General features: G+C 42.1%; 10 protein-coding genes. 2 read left to right on the top strand and 8 right to left on the bottom strand.

The annotated features are described in order from the left end of the window. The first annotated feature begins 7 nt into the window (after positions 1-7). Positions 8-1,243 carry a CynX/NimT family MFS transporter gene (locus PO903_RS07295; protein WP_273593018.1) on the top strand — a complete coding sequence of 412 codons (1,236 nt, stop codon included), beginning with the start codon at positions 8-10 and terminating at the stop codon, positions 1,241-1,243. A gap of 77 nt (positions 1,244-1,320) precedes the next feature. Continuing rightward, positions 1,321-2,151 carry an aldo/keto reductase gene (locus PO903_RS07290; RefSeq protein WP_069329612.1) on the top strand — a complete coding sequence of 277 codons (831 nt, stop codon included), beginning with the start codon at positions 1,321-1,323 and terminating at the stop codon, positions 2,149-2,151. 143 nt (positions 2,152-2,294) lie between these two features. On the opposite strand, the gene PO903_RS07285 is transcribed toward PO903_RS07290, so the two are convergent. The 8 genes from PO903_RS07285 to PO903_RS07250 form a co-directional block, all read right to left on the bottom strand. After that, the gene (locus tag PO903_RS07285; protein WP_069329613.1) at positions 2,295-2,483 is read right to left on the bottom strand and encodes an aspartyl-phosphate phosphatase Spo0E family protein; all 189 of its coding nucleotides are present in this window, start codon (positions 2,481-2,483) and stop codon (positions 2,295-2,297) included. 209 nt (positions 2,484-2,692) lie between these two features. After that, positions 2,693-3,439, bottom strand: coding sequence for a GTP cyclohydrolase II (locus tag PO903_RS07280; RefSeq protein WP_273593017.1), 747 nt, complete (start codon positions 3,437-3,439; stop codon positions 2,693-2,695). Between the two features lie 78 nt (positions 3,440-3,517). Beyond that, entirely contained in the window at positions 3,518-4,627 is a 1,110-nt protein-coding gene (locus PO903_RS07275) for an FAD-dependent monooxygenase (RefSeq protein ID WP_137224441.1), read from the bottom strand. Positions 4,628-4,831: 204 nt separating this feature from the next. Then, positions 4,832-7,039, bottom strand: coding sequence for a DEAD/DEAH box helicase (locus PO903_RS07270; RefSeq protein ID WP_137224444.1), 2,208 nt, complete (start codon positions 7,037-7,039; stop codon positions 4,832-4,834). Further along, entirely contained in the window at positions 7,036-8,451 is a 1,416-nt protein-coding gene (locus PO903_RS07265) for an ATP-binding protein (protein ID WP_273593016.1), read from the bottom strand. Before PO903_RS07265 ends, PO903_RS07270 begins: the two co-directional genes overlap by 4 nt. Positions 8,452-8,458: 7 nt before the next feature. Beyond that, positions 8,459-12,097 carry a TerB N-terminal domain-containing protein gene (locus PO903_RS07260; protein ID WP_273593015.1) on the bottom strand — a complete coding sequence of 1,213 codons (3,639 nt, stop codon included), beginning with the start codon at positions 12,095-12,097 and terminating at the stop codon, positions 8,459-8,461. Between the two features lie 159 nt (positions 12,098-12,256). After that, complete coding sequence (locus tag PO903_RS07255) at positions 12,257-13,942, bottom strand: FAD-dependent monooxygenase (RefSeq protein ID WP_273593014.1); 1,686 nt, start codon at positions 13,940-13,942, stop codon at positions 12,257-12,259. Between the two features lie 38 nt (positions 13,943-13,980). Further along, positions 13,981-15,018: a YheC/YheD family protein gene (locus PO903_RS07250; protein WP_273593013.1), complete on the bottom strand. Its 1,038-nt coding sequence runs from the start codon at positions 15,016-15,018 to the stop codon at positions 13,981-13,983. Positions 15,019-15,041 lie beyond the last annotated feature (23 nt).

The raw sequence follows: 15,041 nt of genomic DNA, 5'->3' as shown, positions 1-15,041 counted from the left end.
CTAAGAAATGAACCGTACTTCTTTGAACGATGCGGAATCAGGATTATCCCTGAGGAATCCGCTTTTTGTATTGATTTGTATTTTGTTTACCGCTATTAATATGCGTAGCCCTATTACGGCGATCAGTCCGTTACTGGATTTGATCCGTCACGATTTCCCAGTCTCTAATACGATGGCTGGATTTTTGACCACTATTCCTTTGGTTGCTTTTGCGATTCTTTCTCCTTTTGTCGCTAAGCTAGCTGGAAAGTACGGCATGGAACGTATTATTATTATCTCGCTGATGGTCTTAACCGTCGGTGGTTGGTTACGTCCTTTTGGCGGACTGCCTATGCTGTTAATCGGTACATTTTTAACAGGTCTGGCGATTGCAATCGTCAATGTAATTTTGCCGGGTATGATCAAGCGCGAATTTCCTTTTCGTGTTGGGATTATGACCAGTATTTATTCGATCTGTATGAATGTATTCGCCGCTACCGCTTCAGCAGTAAGTCTACCTTTAGCTAATACGGGACTCGGTTGGAAAGGTTCGATTTTGATCTGGACGGTGCTTGCGATGGTCGCACTGATCTTATGGATTCCGCAACAACGTTACAATCAACCTGCCAAGTTAATGAAACACAGTGTCAAAGCCACTCGCAGTGTATGGCGTTCTCCTTTGGCTTGGAAAATTACAATTTTTATGGGTATGCAATCTATGATTTTCTATGTATCGATCGCATGGTTGCCTGATATTTTGCAAGAACAAGGACTGACTAATATTCAATCCGGTTACATGTTATCTTTAATGCAATTTTCGATGTTGCCATTTAACTTTATTATTCCTATTCTAGCGGCGAAGCTCAAAACACAGCGTCCACTGGTATTATTCACCGTAATGTTGTACCTAATTTCACTGCTGGGCATTATCTTTGTAGATGGCTACTTATGGTGGACAGCTACATGTCTGATTTTATTAGGGATTGCAGGTGCTTCTTCATTCAGTCTTTCCATGATGTTTTTCAGTCTGCGTACACATACTGCTAATCAAGCGGCTGATCTATCTGGAATGTCGCAATCAATTGGTTACTTGCTTGCGGCATGTGGTCCTACCCTTTTCGGGATACTACATGATGTCACAGGCAACTGGAAATTACCGCTCAGTATACTGGTAATCGCTACTTTCGTGATTCTTTATACCGGAATGATGGCAGGCGGTAAAGGCTTTATTCATCCTGAAGAAAAAACAGCTTCTGCTAGCTAATTCAATCAAGTATGTGTGAATACCCTTAAAATCGGGTATGTTTTATAAGAGATCAGATTTAAAGGAGGAGCTAAATAATGACTACTGATTTAATTTCAGTTAAGAAGTTGAACAATGGTGTAAATATGCCCTGGTTTGGTCTGGGTGTATGGCAAGTTGAAGATGGTAACGAAGCGATTGATTCGGTAAAAGCTGCACTTAAAAGCGGTTATCGTGCAATAGATACAGCTGCTGCTTATGGTAATGAAGAAAGTGTCGGCAAAGCAATCAAAGAATCAGGGATTGCTCGTGACGAACTATTCATTACATCAAAAGTATGGAATAAAGATCAAGGGTATGAATCGACTCTTGCTGCTTTTGAAGAAACGATGAAGAAATTAGATCTAGACGTATTGGATCTCTATCTGATTCACTGGCCTGTTGCTGGTAAATATAAAGACACATGGCGTGCTATGGAAAAACTATACAAAGACGGACGTATTCGTGCGATCGGCGTAAGTAATTTCCAAACCCATCATTTAGATGATTTGTTAGCTGATGCTGAAGTGGTTCCTGCGGTCAACCAAGTGGAATTCCATCCGCTATTAACGCAAACCGAATTGCTTGCGTATAGTGAAGAAAAAGGAATTCAATTGGAAGCATGGTCTCCATTAGCACGTGGTAAATTATTCGACAACGAAGTGATCAAAGAGATCGCTGATAAATATGGTAAAGAGCCTGCTCAAGTGATCTTACGCTGGGTACTCGATAAAGGTGTCGTCGTGATCACGCGTTCGGTTAAAGAAAAACGTATCGCTTCTAACGCTGAAATCTTTGATTTCAAATTAACGGTTGAAGAAATTGATCGTATCAGTGCACTCAACAAAAATGAGCGTACCGGTCCAGATCCAGACAACTTCGATTTCTAAATCTAAAATAAAAGCTTGAATGTACTGCTATAACAGAGTGCATTCAAGCTTTTTTTGATACAAAAAAGCTCCCGACATCTGCCGGAAGCATAATAATAACTCAAGCGCTATTCGCTATTTGAATTATTTTTCGTTATAAGCGATCAACCTACAATTGAACTACGATTGCCTAGTAAAGCTTGTTTGAGATGGTTGTATTGATTAAGTATGGAATCTACTCTTCTAGACTGGTCCAATACGCGGCGATCGTGAAGGTCATAAAACTGCACCATTTCATTAAGTTCCCGGCGCTCTAGTTCTATCGATTCCTCAATCTCTTTTAGATGTTCCAAGAAACTCACCTCCTACCGCAGTATCTTATCAAGCATTATCATGAAAACTATTCTTTTCTATACAATCTTCTACAAGCCTAGTCTTCATCAAACAGTACAACATGTAAATAGAGTACTTTCTAAGAATTTTACCAAACGATTCCTAATTCTACCATATCAGATTTACACGTACTTTATATTCTAAAGTGAACTATACCGTCAACCTTTAATTATATATCAAAATGCCCTGAACGAGCTACTTTTGTTTTTAAATATTTTTCATTAAATTCAGAGATATCGCCCCATAACGGTACACGTTCTTTCACTTCGGCTCCTGAACGTTGTAATGCTTCTAATTTGCGCGGATTATTTGTAATCAATGTTACCGGCAATGTACGTAGATGATTCAACACATTTATCGCGTCATCATAATTACGCATATCATCTTCAAATCCAAGTTCTAGATTCGCTTCTACCGTATCCATTCCTTGTTCTTGCAAGACATAAGCCATCGCTTTGCTGAATAGACCAATACCACGTCCTTCATGATTTGCCAGATAAAATAACGCACCTGATCCGTGAGCTGCAATCATTTTCATCGACTGCTTCAATTGGAATCCACAGTCACAACGCTTACTTCCAAAGATATCACCTGTATGACAAATGCTATGCATCCGAATTAAAGCATCTGGAGATTGTTTGAAATCACCATATACAAGTACACTCGATTGTTGCGCTTCTGCTAAATTAGATGAAGATAACATTTCAATAATAGCCGCTTGATCATAATCACCTTCACCGCACAAATTCCCCGGCATACTATCGCATCGCAACCAGCAATACCACTGGAATACAACAGTCTCATTGTCCAAATTGACAGGTAAACGAATCGGCCCTACTAAGTAGATTGATTTATCTGAGCTAGGTACGATTTGAATATGATCTTGCAAAGCCGCTGTAATTTTAGGATTAATCATTATTATTACCTCCAGAGTCCATATGTTCATGTTCTATCCTGTATATGATTGTAGATACGTTATATGAAGTGATATGGATTATATGCCTTCATGTTGGAAAGATGCAAATTGTGCGCGAAAAGCAGCTTCTTTGACCAGTTGGCTATCCAGTTCAGCCGCAGTCTCAGGACGACGGGCATGTTCAAATTCTTTTAATCGGCTTGCGCTAAACTGATGAGTAGACAGCGCATCAATGAGAATCGGAGCCAATACATGAGCATCCTTCATCGCGCTATTTACACCAATAGCTCCGGTGGGGCTAAATGTATGCGCCGCATCTCCCATAATGACTAATCCATCTTGCACCCATGTATCACAGACACAGCTCTGCACTTTGAGCAATACGAAATCTTCCCATGAACGGATATGCTGATCGACAATAGGTGTTAATTCAGGGAAGGCTTCAGTCAGTGAGCGCACAAAAGATTCAAAAGGAGTCTTGCGTAATTGAGGATACGTATCTTGCGGAATATTCCAACCGATTTGGAGATACCCGCCTTCTTGACTGAAAACCGATAACTGCGCATCTTGTGCCAGAGCCATTCGTACCGTTGCAGGCCACTGTGCAGGCGCAGGAATACGTGCCCATAATAGATCGAACCCATGCTTTACAATATCTGCATGAATCCCCGCCAGCTTACGTACCGAAGAATATCGACCATCTGTACCTACTACAATCTGGCTACGGATGATTAATTCTTGCCCTTCATGCCTTACTTTAACACCGTTAACAGACCCATACTGTGGATCTCGTATCAGGTCAATCACCGTGGTATTCATCATCAATTCATAATTAGAATACGGTAAAGATTGATCTAATAGAACCTGTAGCAGATGTTTTTGCGGTACATGAATACCGGTATGTTGTTCTCCAGGTGCAGGTTGAATCGTTTTGATGATTTGACCATGCTGAAAATATTCTACACGTTCCATCAGTAACAGCCCTGCTTCACGAACTTTTTCATAAAGCCCGTATTGCTTCAGAATCTGCTCACCCTGTGTATTCAAATGTTCACCACGGAACTCTTTATCAATATGACCATGACGTTCTAACAAAATAACAGATACTCCTTGTGCAGCCAGTAAATAACCTAACAATGCACCGCCAGGCCCTGCTCCAACTATACATACATCTGCAACCTTTTCCATCAGATTGTTCTCCTTACCTTGCTTTTCAGTAGCTTTATTTATAATAGTTCAAATAGTAATTTTTATTACTTACTTTTAATAAGTTAATTATATTTTAAGATACTAATCCTTGTCAACTTTTGCATAGACTGCAATCAACAACCTGTTTGCGTAACCTAAAAAGCCAGAGCATCATTACGCTCTAGCTTCTTTATCGGTTGCAGATCACAAATTAATTTGAGGTTTCTGGGAATGTAATCCACTTTTAAGACCTTCTATATCTAATCCATCTGTAGCAAAGGCTTGCCGAACAAGCATCGGTTGAATAAATTCATCGTATTTGCCTAGATACGGAGCTTCTTCTTCTGCTAGTAATTGTTCTGGATTCTCAATCCGTTCACACTCTGCAATAATCTCAGCAGCAATCTCGGCGGCATCAGCTTGACCAGATACCACGAAGTAATACGGTTCTAGCGGTGTCACTGATCGCAGCCCTAGACGCTCAGATAGATTGTTTTTGAGCAAACGCTCCAGTGTACGGAAAGGTTTGCTTCCAATCCATGGCAAAATAAAGCAGGAATCACCTCCAGCAGGTAACACGATTTTTTTGAGCAAATCGGTTTCTCTCGCTAATCGACGGGCTCGTTCTAATCGTGCTTTAGCTTGTGGAGCTAGATACGGATAATGATCGTTCGATGCCAGAATCTCACGAATCTTCTGCATAATCATCGTATCCATATCACCGCCAGCACCAAGCCAGAGCGTATCGACTTTACCTTTGGATGACTTCACATAGACAGCACGGTGACGACTATCAATCTCTTCTACTTTCCAGAGCTTACCTGCTAATGAAAAGCAGTACCCCGGTGGCGGAACAGTAGTAATCGAACCAATTTCTTCAGATCCATTGTAGACAGCATGTTCTTCATCGTCTTTGAATACCGCATAGAAACGGAAATTGTTTACGATCTTTTCACCTGCTAGACCGATAATCAATGTTCCTTCTTCGGTATATTGAAGATGATCCAGTTGCAGTAGATATTGTAGAAAAGACTGATATTGCTCTGCACTAAAATGTCTAAAAGGCGGTAACGTTAGAATAGCACGTGCTAATTCAGCAGGCTCAGCTTCGCCCATACTTTTGAGAATACTCATCGTCTGGTGATACAGAATCCCGATCGGTAATTTGCGAGCACTGAAAGGCTCCACCCATTTCTGCTTCACATACAATTCGATGACTGCAATCGCACGCAACATAATCCACGGCATACGTGCAGGTAATTGCGCTTCTTCATCTTCTTCTTCCGGACAGACAAAGATCATTTCTGAGACCGAACCTTCACGCCGTCCTGAACGTCCTAAGCGCTGTACAAAGCTGGAGCATGAATAAGGTGCTCCTAACTGGATCACACGTTCAAGTTCTCCTAGATCGATCCCGAGTTCAAGTGTTAACGTAGCCGCGGCAACAGCAGGCCCATATCCTTCACGTAAAGCGGCTTCGGCTTCTTCTCGTAACAATGCCGAGATACTGCCATGATGCACATGAAAAATATCAGGTTCATGACGATTAGCCGCGACAGCTCTCATTTCCAGTGTAATATATTCAGCATCTGAGCGACTATTAGTGAAGATCAGTGCTTTTTTATGATGAGTCTGATCGTAAATAAAGTTATGATACGCCTGTTGAGCATATTCTAATTGTTGCGCTTGTTCTTCATTACGAGCGTTGGGAAATGAAAAGTGTTCGATACTGAGGCGCAATTTGCGATTGCCTTCAGGCGATACGATCTCAACCGGTTGCCCTGTGCCTGCGGCTAACCACTGCGTCGCACTTTCATAATCGCTTAGTGTCGCAGATAATCCGATCCGTTGCGGACGACAACCACCCATACGCTCAATACGGGATAATTGAGATAATACCTGAATGCCACGATCGGCTCCCATAAAAGCATGGACTTCATCGACAACGATATACCGTAGATCACCGAATAATGCCGGAATCGAATTGGGACGATTCATCAACAATCCTTCCAGTGATTCCGGTGTAATCTGTAAAATACCTGAAGGATTTTTCATCAGCTTGGTCTTCTGTGACTGAGGGACATCTCCATGCCAGTGCCAGACTGGAATATCTGAATCTCGCAATACGCCTTTGAGCCGTTCAAATTGATCATTAATTAAAGCTTTGAGCGGCCCTATATATAAAATGCCTACCGATTTGGACGGATGCTCATGTAAAGCCGTTAATGCTGGAAAAAAAGCAGCCTCTGTTTTACCAGAAGCTGTCCCTGAAGCGATAAGCAGATGATGAGGTGTGTCCAGAAGGACGCGACAAGCTTCCACCTGTGCTTCACGCATTTCTTTCCATCCACTGCGATACATGTATTCTTGTATAAACGGAGCCAGTCGGTAAAAGGGATGATTTCTACTCATAAATCAAACTCCGCTAGAAAATCATCCACTTCATCTTTAGGCGCAGACGGTTGAGGAGCTGTCCCGCTTGATGTTGCACGTTGATTCGGTGATGGATTAGGTTCCACATCTGGATCTGCACCATATCCTCCACCATGTGAATTTGTTGGTGCTGTCGCTAACTGCCCTAACAATTCATCGAATGATAATTCTTCATTGAAATGAAGAGTATTCAGCAAATCTACAAAATCACGCACTACTTCACGAGGTGTCAGCAATTCTTCTGCACCCATCCGGGAAACCGCAATTTGCATAAAAGCGACCAGTTGATGTTGCTCTAATGTCGATTGGTATTTGTGATGCTGACTATGAATATCACGTAGCTTTTGTAGCATTAACAATATTTCTTCATGAGATAACATTTCCAAGCGAATCACAGGACCGGCAAAATTTTTGGTTCCACTGCTACCGAACCGACTTTCAGATAAACGGGAACGCAGCGCTTCATAGCTATATAATCCACGACGAGGGTCTTCTACAAATTGAGGTGTTCCACCGACAAATACACCCAGATGCCCTGCTTTACCCTGCATCGTATCATTGAAGATCGTGAGTAGCTTTTCATAGTTACTTTGACGGGAGACGCTATTGGAAATTTTGTATAAGTTCACGCCTTCATCGACAAATAATAGCAACCCCTGATAACCGATACGAGCGGCAAATTCTGCCCATAATTTCATATAATCGTACCAGCCATCATCATCAATAATGACGCCTACATTCAGTTCACGTCTGGCTTCAGTACGGGTAGGATATTCGCCACGTAACCAGCGTAGTGCCGATTGCTTGAGCGTATCTTCCCCTAAGCGAATCCCTTGCCAGTACGCCGACAACACTTTGGCAAAATCAAATCCGTGTACCCAGCCTTCCATTTCTGATGTTACCGAATGGATACGACGTTGCACTTCAATCCCGATCGAAGGATCATCGGCAGATACATTATTTTCTTCCATTACTTGTTGTTGTAGTGTGGATATCCATTTCTGTAACATCGACTCAAGAGCTCCGCCATCTGGACGGGTACGTGTCGATAGATTGGTCATCAGTTCACGGTATGTTCCAAGTCCTTGACCTTTCGATCCTGTAAGACGACGTTCCGGAGATAGATCGGCATCGGCTACCACAAACCCACGATCCATTGCATAATTGCGGATCATTTGTAGTAAAAAGCTTTTACCACTACCATAACGACCTGTAATCAATTTGAACGCTGCTCCACCATCGGCCACATTATCCAGCTCACGTAGAATCGATTCCACTTCATATTTACGACCAACCGCTACATGTTCCAGACCGATACGGGGAACAACCCCTGCCGCAAAAGAATTCACTAATGCGGTGGTGATACGTTTGGGTATTTTCACTTCATTCATTTTCTTTTCACCTCATGATGATTGCATCAAGCACTGTTCTATATTCTTCCATAATCGTACCTTCTTCAAGTAAAAGGTCACCGATTGTATCCATCGCCAGATCATTAATTTCATCAACTAGCAGTGCTGGCATCGTGCCACCTTTACTAGCAATATCACGTAAAACAGAATCGCTAACTTCATCCAATAATCCCGCCAAAAATTGAATATGATGCGGTTGTAGACCATCGATCCAATCTTGCCACGCTTCATCCCATTCAGCAGGCAAAGGAGACAGAATAGTGATTGTCGATAAATCGGTTGGTTGTATATTAGACAAGGACGGTGAAGCCACTGGAAGTTGTTGCTCGTTTTCCACTTGTGCTGTTGACTGTAATTGCTCGATTCCCTGTACTTGCTCTGCTTGTTGTATAGTTGGTTCTGGTGCAGATTGTTGAGTTTGCTCTAATTGTTCTTTCGCTTCGAGCACAGGAGCATCAATAGCTACAGCATGTTCAGCGATCCATGTTGTCCATTCTTCTTCACTACTGATCTTTTCTTCTTCCCGTAAAGTCAGCATTTGGCGAACCACATCCGAATCGGCTTGTAATTGCTCTAACACCGATGTATCGATCTGAACTTGTCTTGGTGCAGGCACTTCTTCTTGCACTGTAAATACACGCTTGATATACCGTTCAATCAAGCGAGCAATCTCAGGTTCAATTGGTGGATTAATACGCAGTCGACCACTGAATTCGAGATGACGACGTAGTTCATTTTCAGTTAATTTGACGATACTGGTTAGAAAATCTCGTAAAGGCTTATGTTCGCACAAAGGTAATCGTCTGACAGTAGCTGTTCGACCATAGATGGTTGAGTCATAGACAGCACTGCGGAACAGATAGCGCTCTGTTTCCCGATAGACGGTTGGACGGAAAATTTGAATTAGACGTGCACCCTGCTGTTTTTCCAGAAAAGCATCGACAGCCGCTAATACTTTGGGCACATATTCTTGAATCCATTCGCTACCCTTTTCAACATAAAAGCGACTACGTTCAATATCGTAATCCAGTAAACGATGTAATAGTTCAAATGGAATCTGTACAGGCTGTGATGACCAGATACGCTCCCATTCCAGATCATCCAGTTCGGTTGGTAAATGGTCTGGCGCTGCAATCATCAATTCGCTTAACGATTCATTCAGTCCATGTACTTGCCCAAAGTCCAATACCCACTGTGGAATATATCGATCTAATTTAATAAATTTTTTACGATATTGACGCCATAAATTCATTAAATATTGATGTCCTTCTAACGGTTGTTGCCAGCCTGCTCCATTAATAATCTCATAACACATTAAGAAAATATAAGACAAATCGGTTGCAGGATATCGACCTTCACGTACCTCTTGTCTCCAGTAGAAATACCACTTTTTCTGTCGCCAGGTCATACTTTCGTAAGTCGGCCAGTAGCTCATAAAGGGTACAAATTCAGCTTCTTCTTCCCGATGTTCAATCATTTCATGAGCACGCTTCGCAAAAATGTGTTCTGCGGTCTGAATCGCTGACTTGGAACGTAGTTCTTCATCGGTTTCTACTAAGATAGAATTGGACGATTCAGCATAAGAAACATATACCGGTGCTAGATCTGTATTCATCGTAGCAGCTTCTTCGTGATCGTGTTGAATACGATGATCGGGAAGCTCAAGATTTATTTCTGCTACAGGGTTCTCTACAGCATCTTGTGAGTGTACCACTTGATGTTCAGCATCATCGATAGGTGGAATCTTCCATGAAGACATCGATGCACAATCTACAGGAATATAAGATGCCTGCTGCTTGGAATTCACTACTTTATACGTAGCTGGTTGTTGAAGCTCCATTTCATAACCACTGATCTCATCCGGATCACGATCACGTGAAGGTCGCTCTGAGATCGACTCTGGTGAGAGGTTTACAGAAGGAGTATCTTCTTTTTTATATTGAAAAGACTGTAGCCAGCCTTGATGGTCATAGATAATATGATCTTTTTTCCAATCTTCGTCTAATGTGGTGTCTGTAGTATCTATAGAAATATCAGCTGGACGCTCAGGGATACGCAATCCACGTTCTTCAGTTCCCCACTCAAATTCAGCAAATCCACCTTTACGTTCGCTCACTTGTGGCAATCCAGATTGAAGTGCACGCTTCACCATCATTGGAAAAGCAGGTGGTAATTCAGTCAAAGGATGGTCAGGATCAACAATCGCATATTCACGCACAACCGAATGAAATAATTTGAGCAGACTGGTCTGAGCCGTTCGCATATGAGGTTCATCTAACTGTTGACCTTCTGCATAGATCGCTAAACGTAAGCGAGTGGTTAACTTATTCATCGCTTTATAGACTTTGCTTGTCACACTATCTGTTAATTCATCAGGTTCTAAATAAATAGCAATATCGACGCCACCTGGTAAAATGGCGGCTCTTCCAGTCAAAAGACTTGCAGGCACAGCTATAAGTGGTAATGTCGATTTGTTTTTGGCAGTACTCGTCTTGCTCGATAGTTCAGACGCTTCTTGCCAGTACGAACCAAGTGTGGGTTGCCACAATTTTTGCAATCCAGTCAGTAGAGGCTTTTTCCCAATAATGGCAATCTTACATGCTGGAAATTTACGAATATATTCTTCCAGAAAATGCTGTAAAGACTCGCTGTGTCTCATCACGCCACCTAAGATGCCGCCTGAAATTCCCCAGTGTGTCAAAAACTCAAAATGCTGTTCTAGATCACGCTCTGTCGGCAATACCAAATCTGGAATCAACAATTGTTCCCACGGTCCGCTCAGTCGTTCAGAACCACGCTGAATAATCTCTTGCGATGTTAATTTACTATTTTTATCAAGCGATGTTCCGTCAGCCATTCTCCCCATCGGTCCTAGCCCTAATTCTCTTAGAACATCGGCTTCAATCTGTCCATGCTCATGAAGACCCACATAGGTTCCAGATGCACCAAGACGACGAGACAATTCTACCGCAGGATAACGAATCCCACTAATCTCGATCATCGGTACTGCTGTCACTTGTCCAACACCATTTTTGGCATCTCGTCTACCTTCTAACACCCATTTGGCTTCTACATGTACCCCATCGGTAAATTCTTCCGGAGCCGCATAAGGAATATAGTCGTCAGCCACTTGAAAATTCTGATCTTGTGCATAAGCAGGATCAATACCATAGATGATTTCTTCATCCACCGTATCCTCTAAATAATGATCAAGATCATCGACAGCATAACTGGATTCAGCTGAAGTCGAGATTGCTATCGTTGTGGTAGGCTCGCTTCCTCCTGATAAGACGGCTTCTGCACTTCCGTCATAACTAGCATCAATAGGGGTACCATCAAACAACTCTAATGTACCCGGGACTAATCGCGCTAATCGAGTGTATAATTTATGCGCTTCTTCTGGCTTGAGCAGACATTCACTATGCCCGTAAGAAGAATGTTGCCATCTATGATCAGCATTACGAAGTGTTTTACCCATAACCATCTGCTGTACTTCCTCAGCTTGTTCCTCTTCCACGACTCCATCTGCACGCGAAATATGCAGGAAAAAGCCTCGATCTTCTTCGAAGCTTAATAATGCCGTATAGGTTCTATCTGTATAGGATATTGGCGATGGTGAATGCATAATAGACTCCTTGCCTTTCCTTCAATAATATTGATAATCCGTTTGGTAAACATAATATCCCATTATACATGAACCCGATGGGAGAATGGTATAGGTTACGAACATATTTTCGTTTATTTCTTTTTATTTTCTACAGTTTTTCTACAATTGCTTACAAATTTATAATCTGGCTGGAATCTGAAAAGAGCGATGTACCCAACCGATCAGATCCATTTCATCACTCAGACCTCCGATATAACTGATATATCCATCCGGACGAATCAGTACATATCCCCCTTTGCCCATGCCATAGCGCTGATGAAGATCATGGTCTGCGTCCACATGAATATGAGAAGGTAACGGTAAAGGAGTCATTAACGGATGATCCGGTAACCAAATATGCACGTCAATAATATCTTTCCATTTCACAGCCACTTGAGTCAGTAAAGAACGGTGATCCGGTTCGTCGATATCATCTTCGAGTGTTGGTGGCTTAGGACTTGGAATCACGGGATGTTCTCCTGCAAATAAAAGTAGCGTATGTCGAGGCGATTGTCCGTATCCTCCATCAGGTACTCGTTCTCCTGCATGAAGCATCGGGCGATGCCAGCCTTTGCCGTGTTGTACGATTGGACTACGGTCATATGCTATACCTGTTTCTGAAAGTAAGCGGAATAAGCGTTTTTGAATTACTTTACGTGAAGAGAGTAGCGGAGCGACTGTATTGCGAATAGCGATCGGTACAGAATGACGTGTAGTCGCTAGCTTGGTGAATAATGATGTACCTCGTAACAACTGCTGTCCAATCGGTTCACGTTCAGCATGATAACTATCCAATAGACTCTCCGCAGCATACCCCTGACACACTAGCGCTAATTTCCACCCTAGATTAAAAGCATCTTGTATCCCGGTATTCATCCCTTGTCCACCAATCGGTGAATGAATATGAGCGGCATCCCCTGCTAGAAAAATAGACCCTGTGCGATAGTTTTTCACTTTACGCTGATGAACAGCGAATTTTGCCAACCAGATCGGATCAGACATATTTACTTTGATCGGCAGACAAATATCCAGTACTGCTTGAATATCGGCTAATGATATCGATTGCTCTTTGGAAGAAGAAATCACATGCTCAGGTGGCATCCCGATAATGACTCGATGTCGATGATTTAACATCGGGAAAAAGGCAGTCAGATAGCCTTTATTAAGATACACATGCAGTTTGTTATGATCTTGCTTCCAATCGATCTTTACATCTGCCAAAGCAAACGATTGAGCTAACGCTTCGCCTTCAAATGGAATCCCGCTCAGATGACGAACCGTACTATGAGCACCATCACAACCTACTATCCAGCGTGCAGATATCTCTTCTTCTAACTGAGCGTCACCTGCCATATGTTGCACGATAGCATGTACCTGAGAATGTTCCTCATCACCCTGATGTAATGATATTAATTCAGTTTGCCGTTCTACAGTGCCATCTAGTGCTGTTAAGCGATCAATAAGTACCTGTTCGGTGATATTTTGTGGAACCATCAGCACATAAGGATAAGGGCTCTGGATCAATGAAGGGAACTCGACCTGTGCGAGTACTTTGGTATAGCTTGATGCTTGCATTCCGGTGACTTGATGTCCTTGAGCGATTAATGTATCTGCTACCTCTGCTTGATGTAATAATTCTAATGTCCGTGCCATCACACCTAGCGCTTTGGAATAGATCGAAGGATGAGCACATTTGTCGATAATACGATATGAGATGCCGCGTCTCGCCAGTTCAATCGCAAGCGTCAGCCCTGTAGGTCCTGCTCCTACAATCAATACATCACAATGATGAATATCCCGATAACCATTAGAATGAATCGTCATAGCTACACCTCCTTTGATCTACAACATAAAGGTACTCTTTATTTCAATGATTGCCGTGCTAAATATAAGCTATAATCAATCGCTGGACGTGCCAGTTCAACGTAATTAAATAACGTCGAAGGTATGCCAATCCCTGCTTCAAATAAGCGAATACGCTGATCTGGATCAATACCAATATCGAAACCTATTTCGTGAAACCCTGATCCTAGTTGTTGCTCTAAATAATATGCGATCTGTAGACACGTTTGGTGAATATGACGATCCATAGGACCATCTAACGATTCACCAAATTGATGCTCTAAAAATCGATTCCATGTGGTGGTGACACGGAATGTGTTTTTGCTATTGGTGATTTTCATATCTGGAGTCAACGATAATGAAACTGAGCAAAAAGCAACAATCCATTCTGCTTGACCATTTTTAGCCACATGAACACGAATATGAAAAGGAAATCCTTGCTTGGTTGTACTCTGTACCAACTTTTGTGCACAATAACGTCGTTCAATTAACATTTTCATCAAATCCAAAGACTGCTCATGATCCATATGGTGTATATAAGTCTGGTCAAAAACATCTAATATACTGCCTTTAACTTGTGCAGTAAATATATTTTTGGCAGCGGCTCCCCCATCTGCTTTGAGGACAACCTGTTGGTGTTTATGAATAAATTCGATCACTTTCTCCGGTTCACGCATCGTCATAAAAGGAATCAATACCTGCTTGAGATCAGGATGACGAAGAATCAGGTTATACACTTTGGTTTTAGAAATCGAGCGACCTTTTAAAGTATGAGTAATAGGAATTTGAGCTAACTTTTCATAAATAGTACCGAATTGATCGGAGCCCTTACGGCGCATTCGGTCATAGATCACATCGGGATAGTCAAATGTTTGGGTGATCCACTGTGTTCCATCCCATGTGGTTCCTGTGATAGTGCGAGTCTCTTCATTAACATCTTTAGGATAAAAGTAAAAGAAGCGGGCTTGCTGACTACTGGCTGCAAATGCACAGGCAAGGCATAATTCAGGTTCTATTTTCCACCCGATCAGCATCCCGATGGTGAATCGTTTTTCCATCCTTATTCTCCTTTACTTGTTAC

The sequence above is a fragment of the Paenibacillus sp. PK4536 genome (genome assembly GCF_028594455.2).
GTDB classification, from domain to species: domain Bacteria; phylum Bacillota; class Bacilli; order Paenibacillales; family Paenibacillaceae; genus Saccharibacillus; species Saccharibacillus nuruki.
The sequence above is the reverse complement of the archived record's forward strand: the minus strand, read 5'-3'. Positions and strand labels throughout refer to the sequence as shown.